This window comes from Lelliottia amnigena (genome assembly GCF_019047465.1).
Classification (GTDB): domain Bacteria; phylum Pseudomonadota; class Gammaproteobacteria; order Enterobacterales; family Enterobacteriaceae; genus Enterobacter; species Enterobacter amnigenus.
On sequence record NZ_CP077236.1, the window covers coordinates 4,082,988 to 4,098,393 of the forward strand.

Annotated in this window: 14 protein-coding genes; 11 read left to right on the forward strand and 3 right to left on the reverse strand. The window is 51.1% G+C overall.

What is annotated here, in order from left to right; translation table 11 throughout:
* Nucleotide 1 precedes the first annotated feature (1 nt).
* From I6L74_RS19220 to I6L74_RS19250, 7 genes are all read left to right on the forward strand, one after another.
* The gene (locus tag I6L74_RS19220; protein ID WP_059179004.1) at nt 2–2,983 is read left to right on the forward strand and encodes a virulence factor SrfB; all 2,982 of its coding nucleotides are present in this window, start codon (nt 2–4) and stop codon (nt 2,981–2,983) included.
* Nucleotides 2,980–5,154 (forward strand): virulence factor SrfC family protein, encoded by a 2,175-nt coding sequence (locus I6L74_RS19225; protein ID WP_059179005.1) that lies wholly within the window; start codon nt 2,980–2,982, stop codon nt 5,152–5,154. Before I6L74_RS19220 ends, I6L74_RS19225 begins: the two co-directional genes overlap by 4 nt.
* 17 nt (nt 5,155–5,171) lie before the next feature.
* Complete coding sequence (locus I6L74_RS19230) at nt 5,172–5,600, forward strand: RidA family protein (RefSeq protein WP_252687777.1); 429 nt, start codon at nt 5,172–5,174, stop codon at nt 5,598–5,600.
* Between the two features lie 401 nt (nt 5,601–6,001).
* Nucleotides 6,002–6,985: a DUF1852 domain-containing protein gene (locus I6L74_RS19235; protein ID WP_059179140.1), complete on the forward strand. Its 984-nt coding sequence runs from the start codon at nt 6,002–6,004 to the stop codon at nt 6,983–6,985.
* 28 nt (nt 6,986–7,013) lie between these two features.
* A complete protein-coding gene (locus I6L74_RS19240) occupies nt 7,014–8,045 on the forward strand; it encodes a methionine synthase (protein ID WP_059179007.1) in 1,032 nt (343 codons plus the stop codon).
* 226 nt (nt 8,046–8,271) lie between these two features.
* Nucleotides 8,272–8,469, forward strand: a complete 198-nt coding sequence (locus I6L74_RS19245) for a hypothetical protein (protein WP_059179008.1) — start codon at nt 8,272–8,274, stop codon at nt 8,467–8,469.
* Nucleotide 8,470: 1 nt separating this feature from the next.
* Nucleotides 8,471–9,238 carry a hypothetical protein gene (locus I6L74_RS19250; protein ID WP_059179009.1) on the forward strand — a complete coding sequence of 256 codons (768 nt, stop codon included), beginning with the start codon at nt 8,471–8,473 and terminating at the stop codon, nt 9,236–9,238.
* 73 nt (nt 9,239–9,311) lie between these two features.
* Here I6L74_RS19250 and I6L74_RS19255 read toward each other — a convergent pair whose 3' ends face one another.
* From I6L74_RS19255 to I6L74_RS19265, 3 genes are all read right to left on the reverse strand, one after another.
* Complete coding sequence (locus tag I6L74_RS19255) at nt 9,312–10,694, reverse strand: glycoside hydrolase family 28 protein (protein ID WP_082691921.1); 1,383 nt, start codon at nt 10,692–10,694, stop codon at nt 9,312–9,314.
* Nucleotides 10,695–10,993: 299 nt separating this feature from the next.
* Nucleotides 10,994–12,643: a methyl-accepting chemotaxis protein gene (locus tag I6L74_RS19260; RefSeq protein ID WP_059179010.1), complete on the reverse strand. Its 1,650-nt coding sequence runs from the start codon at nt 12,641–12,643 to the stop codon at nt 10,994–10,996.
* A 363-nt stretch (nt 12,644–13,006) separates the two neighbouring features.
* Nucleotides 13,007–13,180: a GhoT/OrtT family toxin gene (locus I6L74_RS19265; protein ID WP_072241840.1), complete on the reverse strand. Its 174-nt coding sequence runs from the start codon at nt 13,178–13,180 to the stop codon at nt 13,007–13,009.
* A gap of 323 nt (nt 13,181–13,503) precedes the next feature.
* Here I6L74_RS19265 and I6L74_RS19270 point away from each other — a divergent pair, with 323 nt between their 5' ends.
* The 4 genes from I6L74_RS19270 to I6L74_RS19285 all read left to right on the forward strand — a co-directional run bounded on the left by I6L74_RS19270 (nt 13,504) and on the right by I6L74_RS19285 (nt 15,346).
* A complete protein-coding gene (locus I6L74_RS19270) occupies nt 13,504–13,830 on the forward strand; it encodes a TehB family protein (RefSeq protein ID WP_059179011.1) in 327 nt (108 codons plus the stop codon).
* A gap of 28 nt (nt 13,831–13,858) precedes the next feature.
* Nucleotides 13,859–14,212 carry a TehB family protein gene (locus I6L74_RS19275; protein WP_059179012.1) on the forward strand — a complete coding sequence of 118 codons (354 nt, stop codon included), beginning with the start codon at nt 13,859–13,861 and terminating at the stop codon, nt 14,210–14,212.
* 4 nt (nt 14,213–14,216) lie between these two features.
* On the forward strand, nt 14,217–14,399 hold the full coding sequence (locus tag I6L74_RS19280; RefSeq protein WP_012017513.1) for a DUF1869 domain-containing protein: 183 nt from the start codon (nt 14,217–14,219) through the stop codon (nt 14,397–14,399).
* 365 nt (nt 14,400–14,764) lie between these two features.
* Nucleotides 14,765–15,346: an MBOAT family O-acyltransferase gene (locus I6L74_RS19285; protein ID WP_059179013.1), complete on the forward strand. Its 582-nt coding sequence runs from the start codon at nt 14,765–14,767 to the stop codon at nt 15,344–15,346.
* Nucleotides 15,347–15,406: the final 60 nt, after the last annotated feature.

Genomic DNA, 15,406 nt, shown 5'->3' on the forward strand with positions numbered 1-15,406 from the left:
TATGCTGGTAAATCTTTGCGACTACAAACAAAGCGTCACGCTGATTGCGAACAGCGGCGTACAGTTTCTCGATTTCGGCCTGACGCCGCAGGACTCGGCCAGCCACGGTCGTTTTGTGCGTAAAACCGCCAACGGTCCCCTGCTGCGCCTGAATTACGATCTGGTCAATGGCCGCTATACCCTGCCAGGCGCGGGCGGCGGTCATCCTGAAGTCGTAAAACCGGAAAACACAATCCTGCTGCATCAGTCACTGACGGTGCTCGACGGCGTCTGGTTGCCGGTGCCTTTTTTACGCTTTAACCCGCCGCGTACCTTTGTGGACGGCCCGGACAACTGGGCGCGCGTTCAGGTGCGCAAGCTGGAAATCCCTGACGGCGCAGGCAATACCCACCGTGTGACCTTTGCGCTCGACAGTCAAATCGCCGAGCACGCCACCCACGGATTGTCGCCTGTTGAGAACGATATTCTCAACGGCACCCGTTTTGCGCTGGCGTGGCGTGATGAGGAAGTGCTCAATTTCCTCGATCAGACCTGGATTGACGGCTGGTTGCGCGAAGCGTTCACCGGCTATGCCACGGGCGTAGAAAACCGCTCAGATCGCGATCTGCAACAGGCCATGCGCGGCTTTGAGTACCAGGCACACTGGCTCAACCTGATGACTATGCTGGGCGAGCAAATCACCGTCCCTGAAGTCAAATTTGTTACGCATACGCTCAGCACGCCGGCGATCCCCGTCGATTTGATTCTTGACGTGGGCAACACTCACACCTGCGGCGTGATCATTGAAGATCATGGCGATGCCAACGACGGTTTACGCCAGACAGCCGAGCTGCAGGTGCGCTCGTTAAGCGAACCTCAGTTCCTGAATGAGCCCCTGTTTACCAGTCGTCTTGAATTTTCTGAAGCGCGTTTTGGCAAACAGCATTTCTCGGTCGAAAGCGGACGTGAAGATGCGTTCGTCTGGCCGTCTATCGTCCGAGTGGGCGATGAAGCGCGCAAGCTGGCGATGCAACGCCTGGGAACGGAAGGCAACAGCGGAATTTCCAGCCCACGCCGCTATCTGTGGGATGAAACGCCGGTGGTTCAGGACTGGCGCTTTAGTCAGATGAACAGCAAAACCCAGCGCGAGCCGCTGGCGACCGCCTTCCCGCTGATGAACTTAATGAATGATGACGGGCAACCGCTGTTTACCCTGCCTCAGGATGAACGCTTGCCGGTCTTTTCACCGCAATACAGCCGCAGCACGCTGATGACGCATATGCTGTGTGAATTACTCGCGCAGGCGCTGGGCCAAATCAACAGCGTCGCCACGCGCCTGCGTCTGGGCTTCCCGGCCTCGCCGCGACAGCTCCGCACGCTGATCCTCACCCTGCCGTCAGCCATGCCAAAGCAAGAGCGTGAAATATTCCGCCGCCGTATGTTTGAAGCTATCGCGATTGTCTGGAAAGCGATGGGCTGGCACCCGCAGGATGAAGACTTTGCCAGCCGCAAACAGCAGGATAAAAGCGTCATTCCCGTTCCGGAAATTCAAATGGAATGGGACGAAGCGAGTTGCGGACAGCTGGTGTGGCTCTATAACGAAGCCATTTCCCATTTTGGCGGCCAGACGGAAGCGTTCTTTGCCTCCCTCGCCCGCCCGGATCGCGCGGCCGAAACGAATTCATCGCCAGGCCGCGCGCTGCGCGTTGCCTCGATTGACATTGGCGGCGGCACGACCGATATGGCGATCACCCATTATCAGCTTGATGATGGCTCCGGCAATAACGTCAAAATCACCCCGCAGTTGCTGTTCCGCGAAGGCTTTAAAGTGGCGGGCGATGACACGCTGCTGGATGTTATTCAGCGCTACGTCTTGCCTGCGCTGCAAACCCAGTTACAAAAATCCGGAATTGCGGACGCGTCCCTGCTGATGGCGTCGCTGTTTGGCGATTCCGGACGCATCGATACGCAGGCGGTATTACGCCAGCAAACGGCATTGCAGCTGTTTATGCCGATTGGCCACGCCATTCTGGCGGCGTGGGAAAGCAGCGATATCGACGATCCGCTGGCGGGTTTACACGCCACCTTTGGCGATCTGCTGTCGCAAAAACCGACGCGCAACGTCATGAATTACCTGCAGCAGGCGATTGATCATGCGCTGCCTGCGGGCTCTGCCGCCTTCGATCTGTTTGCCGTCCCGCTGCACGTGAATTTCCACGAAATGCAGGATGCGATGCTGGCGGGTCAGTTTACGCTGGCCGCTCCGCTGCACGCCGTTTGCGAAGCGATTTCACATTATACCTGCGATATTTTGCTGATTACCGGACGCCCTGGCTGTCTGCCTGGCGTGCAGGCATTAATTCGCCACCTGCAACCGGTGCCGGTGAACCGCATCGTCTGGCTGGATAAATACCGCGTCCATGAGTGGTATCCGTTCAGCCAGCAGGGCCGAATTGGCAATCCAAAATCAACGGCGGCGGTTGGGGCGATGCTGTGCAGCCTTGCGCTCGACCTGCGTTTGCCGCGCTTTAATTTTAAAGCGGCCGATATTGGCGCTTACTCCACCGTGCGTTATCTGGGCGTGCTGGACAATACGGTCAATACGCTGCGTGAGGAAAACGTCTGGTATCAAAATATCGATCTGGACAAACCTGGCGCGAAACTCGACACCAAACTGCACTTCCCGCTGCGCGGCAACGTGACGCTGGGATTCCGTCAGCTGGAAAACGCGCGCTGGCCAGCTACGCCGCTGTATACCCTGAGCATTAACTCTGCGGAACTGGCGAAAGCCATCGCAGGAGACGGGGTATTGAACGTGCGTCTTAAATTGACCGGCGGAACCAAACAGGAAGGCCCGGAAGCCTTTGAGCTGAGCGATGCCTGGTTACAGGACGGTACTCCGGTTCCGCCTGATGCATTAACCTTTAAACTGAATACCCTGGCTGACCGCCGTCATAGCGGAAGTCATTACTGGATCGACAGCGGGAGCGTATATCTGAAATGACAGCGAAGACTGCCACCACTCAGGCCTTGATCGGGTGGATCAATGAAACGCGCCTGCACGCCCCGATGCTGGATAATGACGCCGACGCGCTGCTGGCCCGACTGACCTCGGTGCAAGCACGTGAACAGGCGCTTGACCGCGCCATCGACGCGCACAGCAGTATCGGATTGTATGGCCACTCGCAGGCCGCCAAAGCGCACCTCCTGGTGGCGCTGTGCGGAAGCGGCAGCGGACGGCTGGATGTCGCGCCCGGTTTGCGTACCTTTGACTACTTTTCACACCTGAATCCCGGCCATGCGCTGACCAATATGGCCGTGCGCTTTACCCCGTTCTCACCTGCGGTGACCGACGACGCTTTCCCTCTCCGTCTGAGTCTGGTCACCGAAGCCGAGCTGGTTCAACTTTTCATTGCGCGCACCACCCTACAGGGCTTGATTCGTCCGGTTGAGAAAGCGGTCATTGAAGCGCGCGTGGAAAAATGGCGCGCATTGCGCCAGCCGCAGGCTGTGCCGGGAATGACGGCGCAGGAAGTGGGAGCCATTGCGCGATTCTGGCGAAGCACTGTGCCGGGATCGGAACAGCAAATGGATGATGCCCTGTGGCACCAGTTTGCGCAGCTCATTCCGTCGCTCGATTTGAGCACGCGCGCCAGCATCTGGTCGCTGTTATGGGGCGAGCAGCAGGAACTGACGCAGCAGTGGCTGAAGCTCGCGCACGTTCTGCATCAAACCGGTCATGCCAGCGAACTGGCCGCGCCGCTGAGTCTTTTGGTTGATAATTTTGGCCTGCCGAGCGAAGGATTCCTGACGCGCGGTGAGTTCACCTCTCCTGAAGCGCAGGAGGCGGTGTTGCATCCGCTCAACGATGGCGAGATGTTGAATGCCATCAGTATTCCCGTCGACGTCCTGGCGTTTTTGACCCGTGAACTGGTCCTCCCGACTGAAAATGGCGTGCTGGAAAATGTCGATATCATTGATATTCCTGCCCCTTCCGATACCGAATTATCGCCGCTGGCGCAGGCAAAATATGTCTGGCTGCTGGAGCATTATCGCCAGCAAATGCAGCCGGATGTGCTGGTGATTTGCAACGCGACCGCACAGCACGAGCAAACCGCCAAAACGGCAAAAGCCCTGCTGAACTGGGTCAAAGATACACAGGCGGGTGAAGAGTCTGCGCTGCCGGGGCTGGTCTGGGCGATCACTCCGCATGATGCGCGCTTTACCACTAAACAAAATCTGGATGAAGCTGTACAGCAACTGCTCGGTAAACCGGGCCAGCGCTGGGGGACCTTGCAGGCTCTGGACGCACACAGCATGCAGCGCGTCGTGGAATGGCTGTCACAGGCCACGCTCCCCGCACAGCGTCAGTCGCGGCTTCAGGCGTTGAAAACGGCACAACAGCGTGAGCGTCGTGCACTGATGCAAAGCTATCTCACGCCTGCGACAGTGAAACCGGAAGTGCAGCGCACCCAGGCTGAAGCGATGGTGAGAGCCTTGCAGAACAGCGCAGCACGTCATGGCGAGCTGCTGGAGGGCTTGCTGCCCCCGCTTAAAGCATTCGAAACGCTTCTGGCTGTTCAACAGCCGCGTGAGGAACAGGTTAATGGCCTGTTCACCGACGTTATCGACCTGTTTGCCGATAATGCCAGCGAAGGCGGTGATGTTTATCAGACCAAAGATAAAGCCCGTCTGGCGCATCGCGTATGGGTTAATCACCTGCGTCAGTGGAGTCGCAACGACGCGGCGGCCAGCAGACTGGGCCTGGACATCAACGTGCTGCCGCAGATAGCGGATACGCTAGTGCTGAGCAGCTACCGACTGGATCTTCCGAAGATGCTGCAGGCGATTGTCGAAGCCGACAAAAGCAGCGCCGCCCAGCTGCATGCATCTATAGGGAATTTCATCGGCTGGCTAGGTTACGCGCAAACGCCTGAGTCGTCTCGTCCGGCCAGTCGCGTGCGTAAAGGTCAGGCCATTTTCGTGACGCCCGTGGTCAGCAACACAACGCCAAGACTCACCCGCCTGGGAGAGCAGCCGGTTCATGCTGCGACGATTTATGTCTATGACTGGCTGGTCGCACTCTACACGCGTGCAATTGAAAATATTGGGTATCAGCATCCACACGACATCACGCCTGCCGCGCGTAAAGCGTTACAGGCGATTGTAAAATAGCGCCTGACGCAGGGGGAATGATGACAGATACGCTAAATACGCCAGGGGGGAATTACGTCCCTGTCATGATTCATGAGGGTCTTGCGTACGTGAGCGGTCAGCTGCCGCGGCGCGGAGAAACGCTGCTGTACACCGGTAAGGTCGGCGCTGAAGTTGATCTCGCCAGTGCTCAGGAAGCGGCCGCATTTTGCGCGGACTTATGCCTTGATGCGGTCTCACAAGCCGTGGGGGGCGATGCACACATCGTCCAGGTAGTGAAAGTGGTGGGATACATCGCGTCAGCGCCTGGATTTATTCAACAGTCGCAGGTGATGAATGGCGCGTCCGATCGGCTTGTTGAACGGCTTGGCGCGCGGGGGCAACATGCCCGCACCTCCGTTGGCGTCGCCGAGCTGCCGCGCGGCGCGCCCATTGAGCTGGAGATGGTTGTTGCCGTCAGGCAGTGATTACCCTCGAAAATTGCTTTGACTGAGGCTCTGTAAGGGGCCTCATTCCTTCCGTTTGTTCATCGCCCCTATGCTGTCTGGTGTGTCACTTTTTCATCTTGATAGTGGATGAATTTTCTGGCGCTCAGGTTCACCGTTTACTGCAAGCCTGCCTTCCCCACTGATTCCCGCTGTACGCCGCATGGGTTTTAACCGCTTTACCATGACAAAATTCGGGCATGCCCGCGATCATGAAGATAGCTCATGTTGTCGTGAAATTTAGTCGCTTCCCCTCACTCATTGGCTCTGGCATAAAAGATGCAATGTTAACGAATTGGCAACATGAAAACGGATTCTCCAAATACTGGAACATCCAGCGATAAAGTCAGTTTTTACGTCAGCACTCAGGAAGCGAGATGACTATGAATAAAAATTTCACCTTCACAATTAAGCACAGCCGCTTCGATGAGAATTATAACCCTTCGGAAAACACGCGTATTACGACGAACTTTGCAAATCTGGCGCGAGGCGAAAACCGTCAGGAGAACTTACGCAATACGCTGGTGATGATCGATAATCGCTTTAATACATTAGCGCATTGGGATAATCCTAAGGGCGATCGTTATTCTGTCGAACTCGACATCATCACCGTTGAGATGAATATTGATGCAGAGGGTAATCACACCCGCTTCCCTGCGATTGAAATACTGAAAACCACTATTCTGGATAAGAAAACGCAGCAGCGTATCGAAGGAATTGTCGGTAATAACTTCTCCTCCTACGTGCGTGATTATGACTTTAGCGTGGTGCTGTTAGATCACAATAAAGATCGGGCTGAGTTTACCATCCCCGATAACTTTGGTGATTTGCACGGCAATATCTTTAAATATTTCGCAAATTCAAGTGAATACAGAGCTAACTTTAGCAAGCCGCCGGTGATTTGCCTGAGTGTTTCGAATAAAAACAGCTATCAGCGTACCGGAAATGAGCATCCTGTTCTGGGCTTTGAATACACGCAAAATGGCGCTTCGCTGACTGAAGAGTATTTCAAAAAGATGGGGCTGCAGGTTCGCTATTTTATGCCACCAAACAGCGCCGCGCCGTTGGCCTTCTTTTTCTCCGGCGATCTGCTGAATGATTACACGTTTATTGAACTGATTGGCACCATCAGTACCATGGAGACATTCCAGAAAATCTATCGCCCTGAAATTTACAATGCTAACTCGGTCGCTGGGCAATATTATCAGCCTAACCTGAATAACCAGGATCATTCATTGACTAAAATTGTTTACGATCGAGAAGAACGCAGCCAGTTAGCGATTGAGCAGGGGAAATTTACTGAAACACATTTCATCAAACCCTATAAAAACATCCTTGAGAAATTTACCGCCCCTTGCGCGCTTTGATTAATTAAAAATAAAAAGGTCACCTGTTATGAAAACATTGCTCCCAACATCGACGGCTGGCAGTTTACCCAAACCGTCCTGGCTTGCTCAACCGGAGACCCTGTGGTCTCCGTGGAAACTGCAAAATGAAGAATTAATCACGGGCAAACAGGATGCTCTGCGTTTATCGCTGGACGATCAGCTGCGCACCGGGATTGATATCGTCAGTGATGGCGAGCAAACCCGCCAGCATTTTGTCACAACCTTTATCGAGCACCTCAGCGGCGTGGATTTTGAGAAACGCGAGGTCGTTAAAATCCGCAATCGTTATGATGCCAGCGTTCCAACGGTCGTCGGTGCCGTCGCACGCCAAAAGCCCGTGTTTGTTGAAGATGCCAAATATTTACGTCAGCTCACCACGCAGCCGATTAAATGGGCGCTGCCTGGGCCGATGACAATGATCGATACGCTGTATGATAATCACTATAAAAGTCGCGAGAAACTGGCCTGGGAATTTGCCAAAATTCTCAACCAGGAAGCCAGAGAGTTAGAGGCCGCGGGTGTGGATATTATCCAGTTTGATGAACCCGCCTTTAACGTGTTCTTTGACGAGGTGAATGACTGGGGAATTGCGGCGTTAGAGCGCGCCATCGAAGGCCTTAAGTGCGAAACGGCTGTCCATATCTGCTACGGATACGGCATTAAGGCCAATACTGACTGGAAAAAGACGCTGGGGTCTGAGTGGCGACAGTACGAAGAGGCCTTCCCAAAACTGCAAACCTCTTCTATCGATATCATTTCACTGGAATGTCATAACTCACACGTTCCCATGGATCTGCTTGAGCTGATTCGTGGTAAAAAAGTGATGGTCGGTGCCATCGACGTGGCGACCAATACCATTGAGACACCAGAAGAAGTGGCCAGCACGTTACGAAAAGCGCTTCAGTTTGTTGACGCCGACAAACTTTATCCGTCGACCAACTGCGGCATGGCGCCCCTTGCTCGTCAGGTTGCCAACGGCAAGCTCAATGCACTGAGTGCCGGTGCTGAAATTATCCGCAGAGAACTGGCGACGAAATAATATCTGAGGCAGCATCGTTAAATTATGGCCGCTTTTGCTGTCAATTCATGTGTCGAATACTATCGACCATAAGCAAAAGCGGACAATTCCCCTCCTCCAACCAACCAACCAACCAAAAATATATCCCTTCATATCCCAATAAAATATGCATTTTCAGGATTACCTTATGGCGACACCGGCATGAGTCTACCAGGCTTATCCTTTTTGTTTATAAGGATGTCAGACGATGAAACGCATATTCATGTCGGTTTTCTCCAGCCCAGAGTCGTTACTGCAGGTGATGAGTCAGCAGGAAATTATTGAGGCCGTTGAGGACGGTGACCGTATTATTATTGACCAGGACGGTAATGCCTCGGTCAACTTCAAGAGCAATGAGGTGCGGCAAGACTTTCTGCGCCACGTGAATGCGCTGAAGAGGGCATAATATGGGCACGGCAATATTTATGGTGCTGATGGTGTGTGGGTACTGGTACACCAGTCGCGATCTCTCGACCCGTTTTAAAATCAAGCGTTCCTTCGGCTGGGATGTCTATTTTCTTGTCGCGCTGTATGGCTGCATTTTCGTGTTGCAGGGCGTGATCGCCACCGGGCTGCTCTGGTTACTGCTGCTTGGACTCTCATTGGCCGATAATCGGTTCCATTTTACTTCGCAACACTATGCCAACTGGCAAATCGATTTTATGAACTGGAGCTTTCTGGGTATTCAGGCCCCAGTGATCCTCATGTTGGCCTTTGCGATCATTTTTTGTCTCTATCGTTCAAACTGGGCTGGCAGCGCCAGGCTGGACGGTGAAGGCAGGAAGCAACTCTATAAACGTCTGGCGCGTTCGAGCGGTATCGAACAGTTGCTTTATCAGTGTATGGAAGAAGGCGAGCTGGCGATGGTGACGCTTAAATCGCGGCGAATTTACATCGGGATGATACATACCGCGACGCTGGAATATGAAAAGACGGCGAATATCGTGCTGATCCCGATGCTCAGCGGCTATCGTGATGGCAAGAAAATGGATATGCGCATTGAACACAATTACAGCAAGTGGTATGCCGAACATGACATAACGCTTGATTCAGAGCCAAGGAGCGCAATGGCGTTTCGCAGGGTAATAATGCTGGATCAGATTGAAAGCTTTTCGCTGTTTGACCCCGCCAGTGCAAGCGCACTGGACATGGAACAGCGCCCTGACACGATGTGAGGGTGCGGTTTTAAGCAGGACAGACTGCACGCAATAGCAGGTCTCATTGGTGCAGTCTTCCGTCAACGTCACGTTATTCTTGAACGATGGCGCCAGCATCTTTCTTAATTTTCGGTTCTTCTTTTACGGTCAGATTAAGTCCTTTGGTCTCGAGTTCGGCATGACGAATACGCAGACCCTGGGCTGCCTCAATATTCACATTCGTAAAGTGGAAACCACTGAGCGGTGCTTCCGGCGTTCCAATAATATAGGCGGCCGCTTTGCTATCGCCGGTGGAAGTTAAATTTTCCACGGTGATATTACTGAAGTGCGGCGTTTTATATTTTTCGAAGGGCTGTTTGGGATCGCTGTCCGGTGGATAAATTTGCTCGCCGAGCGTAAAACCGCCCTCCTGGAGCAATTTATCGACCTCAGCTTCAACAATAGGCGCAGCTTTATAATAAGCGGAAAATACCAGCGGTACTTCGACGTTGTGCATTTTGGTGTTGCGGTAAATAATATTTTTTACCTCGCCGCCCTTCCCGCGCGGACTTTTTATTCGAATACCGTACATCGATCCTTCAAAGGTATTATTTTCCACCAGTACGTTATTCACGCCACCCGCACTTTCACTGCCAATAGAAATTCCGCGGCCCTGCTTGAGGGTATTATTGGCAATATAGATGTTATCTACCACCCCATCAGGGAAGCGCGGATCGGCTTTTTCAGCTTTGATGGCGATATGATCGTCATTGCAATCGATATAGTTATTGGTGATACGAATATTCTGGCTGTCGATAGGATCGATAGCGTCCGTATTTGGCGCATGCCACGGAGAAAGAATTCGCGTACCGTTAATATCAACATCGTGCGCATAGCGAGTCACGACGTGGAAGCTGGGTGAATGGGTTAAGGTGACGCCATCGATCAGGACGTTATGTGAGCGCGTGATGTAAATCAGCCGCGGACGATCGGTACCGCCTTTTTTACCGGTCGCGCGGATGTTTTCTCTCCAGCGCTCCCACCACACTGCGCCCTGACCGTCGATAGTTCCTTCCCCGACAATAGCGACGTTTTGCGCGTCTGCGACGCTGATAAACGGTAGCCAGCCGTTTTCCGCTTCGGCAAATTTAGTTTTCTCATCTGCACGATACGCAGCGACCTCGGTTGAAGCCACCAGCGTGGCGTCCTTTTCCAGTTTTAGCTGAATGTTATTTTTCAGGAACAGCGGATTGGTTAAGAAATTGCCCTTCGGCACCAGAACTGTGCCCCCACCCGCAGCAGCGCAATCATCAATGGCTTTTTGAATGGCGTCGGTGTTCAGCGCAATTTGCAGCCGATGGCCTTCGGCACCGTATTGAGTGATATTACAAACTTTATCTGGAAACTTCACTGAACTTGCCGCCTGTGCGAGGTGAAAAGGTAATATGCCGACAGCGGCCGCTGCGACCCACAAAGGTAGAGTACGAGTGGACATAACGATATCCTTTCATCATTTTGGTTTGTAGTTTTGTAAAAATAGCACCGGTGTTTCTTTTTATTGAGTGTGACGATCACGGTTTACGGCATGTTGTTAATTTGCCTGAATATAGTGATGCATTTTTGGGCGGATGTATGAAGGAGGGTTCTGTGACTACGCTATTTCTCTGCCGATCGGAAAATGGGTAGCGTCCAGGCCTGAATCATTTCAAAACGGTATGACGTAGAAAGAAATAGCCTGCCGCAGTTCATTGGCAGGCTAACCGATACTTTTTTTCAACACTTATGGCAACTGAATTAGAACGCCTGCCAGTCCTTTTCGGAACCGCGCGGCTCTATAGGTTTGCCTTGTATCACAGCGGACGAAACCTGAGGGCGCAGAGGTGGGTTGTTCATTTCTGAATCCCGCAACACAAAGACGCGAATACTCTCGATCAGGATGCGCGCCTGCTCTTTTAGTGAGCCACTGGCGGCCGAGGATTCTTCAACCAAAGAGGCATTCTGCTGCGTCGTAGTGTCAATCTGGCCCATCGTAATGTTGATCTGGGTGATACCTTCGCTTTGTTCGTGGCTGGCGCGTGCAATTTCATCCACTAACGTATGGACGCTCGAGACGGTATCGACGATCTCCTGCATACCGTTATCAGCCTGTGAGACCAGCCCGCGACCGTCGGCAATTTTGCTGACCGAGGCGCTGATAATGTCGCGGATCTCTTTGGCTGACGCCGAACTTCTTTGCGCCAGCGTTCTGACCTCTCCGGCCACAACGGCAAATCCACGCCCCTGCTCCCCGGCCCTGGCGGCCTCAACGGCAGCGTTCAACGCCAGAATATTGGTCTGGAAGGCGATACCCTCAATAACGGCAATAATATCGCCCATCTTTTCAGCACCTTTATGAATCGCTTCCATGGCTGCTGAAACTTCATGCATACGATCGCTGTTGATTTTGACAACCTGACCGGTTTCCGTGAACAACTCATTTACGCGACGGACGTTATCAGCGGTACTTTTGATGGTGGACGTTAGCTGCTCCAGCGTCGCAGCCGTTTCGACCACGCCAGCCGCCTGTTCTTCCGTACGAGAAGCCAGATCCTGGTTACCTGCGTCAATTTGATCCGCGGCAACAGAGATACTTTCCGCGCCATGTCTCACCTTAAGTACCGTTGACCCCAGCTCAGACACCATCTCTTTCAACGCACTCATCAGCTGACCCAGCTCATCCGTCGAGTGGACGTTAACGTCTGTCGTCAGATCACCTTGCGCTGCCCGGGTGGCTACCGTCACGGCTTCTTTCAGCGGGCGCGTAATACTGCGAGTGATATACCAGGCAATTAACGATCCCAATACGATGCCGAAGAGCACAGACAGCACAATCACCATCTCAGTGAGATGCGACGCTTTTTTTATGCTGGCGTGGGTGTCGTTGATGATCTCGTTTTGCAGTTCAAGAAGAGAGTGCAGCGTTTTATTATATTCCTGCGTGACAGGCATAAACCGGGTGGATATGAATTCACTCATGTTTTCATATTTTCCCTGCTCAGCCATCTCGAGCCCCTCTTTCCGCAAGACAAGATATTTCCCTCGCGTTTCCTGAATGGCACGGAAAAACGCTTTCCCCTTTTCAAATCGCAAAAGCGGCTGGAGAGTGGATTGCACTTCCGAGGTTCTCGCCGTGTCATTTTTAATATTGTTGAGAATTTTCTCTCGTAATTTCGGGTCCTGTGTTGCCATTGCGGCGATGGTATTTCCGCTATTTCGGTCAACCAGGGTAATCCATTCTTGTACCAGCCGTTCCTTCTGTAAATCCTGATAGATCATAGTATTAACGCTAGTGCTGTTCGACTGCGTTAATTGCCATGACATCATCCCCATGATAAACATCATAAATAGTACAAGAAAAAAACCTACACTCAGGCGGGTTCCAATACGCATGTTGCTAATTTTCATAACTCTCCCTTTTATAATAACTCCAATGATCATCATGGAAATTAAGAGGTACGCTTAATGCCGATGAATCATTAGAAAGCCTTACGTTAATATCGGAGAAAATAGATTTTTCTTCAGCGCTAAATCAAAAACGGCTGAAATTAACAAAATGAACGTAGAGGGATCAGAGCTAATATCTCTGGCTTGCGCATGGGCAAAAGGATTTTAACGCAAGCTTGAAGGGATCATTCGAAGAGATAGCTAAAGATAGAATGTGTTAGACATATTATCGTCTGGACGGCTTTTCATGTACAAGGCAACGCTACACTGCGCCGGCCAGCGTTCGTCGAGCTGTAGTGTCGGCGCAAAACCGTGAAAGCGTGTTTAGAATAGGGAGATAAGCAACGCGACGGGGAAACTCATAGGCCAGGTCGAACCGACCAGGACGGCGCTAAGAAAGCGAATCCGCTTACGGTCTTTGGACAAAAACCAGGTGATGAGCGCACACAGTGCCGCCATGACTGCGTAAAAGACCAACATTTTTTGATACAACGTCATTTTGTGCACCTTATCTAAAAATAACCGCGCGCAATATGCGTCATATGTTGATACAGATCAAGTTTTAATGTTACGGGTTATCCACTATAACTTTATGGATAATAACAATAGAGTAATCAGCGCTACATCTTCAGGGCGTTTATTCCCCCTTCCCCCCTTTATCTCGACGTTTCTCAACGAGTCCGACAATCATAAAGGAAGTTTGAACTGTCAATAAAGAGGGGGGTTACTACCCCTTTAAAGTTGCATAATAAGTGCATCTTTTGCAAAATGATGCCATCAAGGTCGTGCTCTACTAGTCCCAAGATTTAGAGGGAGTTAATATGCTACGCATTCCGTCGAGTTGTATTCATACTCGTTCCACCCCTTTCTGGAACAAAGACACCGCCCCTGCTGGCATTTTCCAACGCCATCTTGATCAAGGTACCCGTCCGGGCGTTTATCCCCGCTTATCGGTGAGCAAGGGCGCGGTGCGTTATTTGGGCTATGCTGACGATGTCACCCCGCACCCTGATAGCGAACTCATCATTGAGGCTGGTCACTTCGGTGTATTTCCCCCCGAAAAATGGCATCACATTGAAATGATGAGTGACGATACCGTCTTCAGCGTCGATTTCTTTGTCGAACCCGAGGTTTTGAAATCTTTCTGAACTTCTGAACGTTTATAAGGAAAAACCTATGCTTAGTATTCCTGAAAATTATGTTCACACCCGCGCGACGCCATTCTGGAATAAAGATTCTGCGCCAAAGGCCCTTTTCACTCACCACAACACGAAGGCGGGCGTCTATGGCCGCCTCTCTGTCATGCAGGGTGCGGTGAAATACTTTGGCTTTCCGGATGCCGACGCAACAGAGCCCGATCTGGAACTCGTTATTGAAGCGGGTTCATTTGGCATTTCGCCACCCGAAAAATGGCACCGCATTGAGCTGCTGACCGACGATACCTACTTCAGCATTGATTTCTTCGCCGATCCACAGGCAAACCTCGAAGGCGCGGGGCTGGGCAAAGTCGTTAACACACATAAGGGGTAATAGAATGGGCAAAGCAACGTATACCGTCACCGTGACCAATAACAGCAACGGTGTATCGGTAGATTATGAGACGCAAGCCCCGATGGAGCTTTTGATTCCGGATGTCGCAGCAGACGTGGTGAAGGATCTGGTGAATACCGTTCGCGGCTATGATACTGAAAACGAGCACGATGTGTGCGGTTGGTAGGAGAATCGCCGGATGACGTAACATCATCCGGCATATGCTAAATCTTTCAGAACCCTTGACGACATCATCAGTATTCCATTTGCAATAATCTTCTCCAAACCTTCGCGGTACGAATTTATCTCTCCCTGCCCTTGGCCTTTGGGTATCCATTTCTGTTAGGGAGACATCTATCATTAGAGCTGATTAGTACTTGCTGCCCATTATACGGATTGCATTACACAATTTTTCACAATGGAGATCTGTATAAATAAACGGCAACTCAAAACGTCAGTATCGATCAGACTCTAAGATAGTGCTATAGTCGTTCTCTTTAAAATTTTACTGATTTTGTTCATATTACCTCACGGGAACAACGGGGTCACACGATGCTGTTTAGCTCATCAATTTTCATATTTATATTTTTACCTATATCTTTTATAGGGTATTTTTTTCTTAATAATCGTAGGCTAATATCTGCAGGAAAGTGCTGGCTTGTTGCATGTAGCCTTTTTTTCTATGGTTACTGGGATGTTAGTTATCTCCCACTACTTCTTGGCTCAATTTTCTTTAATTTTATGATTGGTAGTGCTGTTTCTCCATTCACAAAAGGTGTTCGCCTTGGTATCTCGAGAGGTACATTATTAGGTATCGCCATTAGTATTAATCTGGCTTTCTTAGGTTATTATAAGTACACGAATTTTTTCATTGAAAATATAAACAGCCTAACAGATATAGAGCTAACCTTTAGAAATATAATCCTTCCCCTTGGAATTAGTTTCTATACTTTTACGCAAATTGCTTTTCTCGTTGATAGCTATCGTGGAAAAGTCCAAGAGTACGATTTTATAAATTATGCTCTTTTCGTAACTTTCTTTCCACATCTAATTGCCGGGCCGATACTCCATCACAAAGAGATGACACCTGATTTTGAGAGTGTAGGTATTCATCAATATAGTCTAAGTATTTAGCAAGACCTTACCGCAGCCAATTTCGGTACAAATGTACTTATCCGAGATGTCTGCGGTAAT

Coding starts and splice junctions, on each gene's coding strand:
- I6L74_RS19285 (WP_059179013.1), top strand. CDS start 14,765: ATGCTGTTTAGCTCATCAATTTTCATATTTATATTTTTACCTATATCT.
- I6L74_RS19280 (WP_012017513.1), top strand. CDS start 14,217: ATGGGCAAAGCAACGTATACCGTCACCGTGACCAATAACAGCAACGGT.
- I6L74_RS19275 (WP_059179012.1), top strand. CDS start 13,859: ATGCTTAGTATTCCTGAAAATTATGTTCACACCCGCGCGACGCCATTC.
- I6L74_RS19220 (WP_059179004.1), top strand. CDS start 2: ATGCTGGTAAATCTTTGCGACTACAAACAAAGCGTCACGCTGATTGCG.
- I6L74_RS19250 (WP_059179009.1), top strand. CDS start 8,471: ATGGGCACGGCAATATTTATGGTGCTGATGGTGTGTGGGTACTGGTAC.
- I6L74_RS19240 (WP_059179007.1), top strand. CDS start 7,014: ATGAAAACATTGCTCCCAACATCGACGGCTGGCAGTTTACCCAAACCG.
- I6L74_RS19245 (WP_059179008.1), top strand. CDS start 8,272: ATGAAACGCATATTCATGTCGGTTTTCTCCAGCCCAGAGTCGTTACTG.
- I6L74_RS19225 (WP_059179005.1), top strand. CDS start 2,980: ATGACAGCGAAGACTGCCACCACTCAGGCCTTGATCGGGTGGATCAAT.
- I6L74_RS19235 (WP_059179140.1), top strand. CDS start 6,002: ATGAATAAAAATTTCACCTTCACAATTAAGCACAGCCGCTTCGATGAG.
- I6L74_RS19270 (WP_059179011.1), top strand. CDS start 13,504: ATGCTACGCATTCCGTCGAGTTGTATTCATACTCGTTCCACCCCTTTC.
- I6L74_RS19255 (WP_082691921.1), bottom strand. CDS start 10,694: ATGTCCACTCGTACTCTACCTTTGTGGGTCGCAGCGGCCGCTGTCGGC.
- I6L74_RS19265 (WP_072241840.1), bottom strand. CDS start 13,180: ATGACGTTGTATCAAAAAATGTTGGTCTTTTACGCAGTCATGGCGGCA.
- I6L74_RS19230 (WP_252687777.1), top strand. CDS start 5,172: ATGATGACAGATACGCTAAATACGCCAGGGGGGAATTACGTCCCTGTC.
- I6L74_RS19260 (WP_059179010.1), bottom strand. CDS start 12,643: ATGAAAATTAGCAACATGCGTATTGGAACCCGCCTGAGTGTAGGTTTT.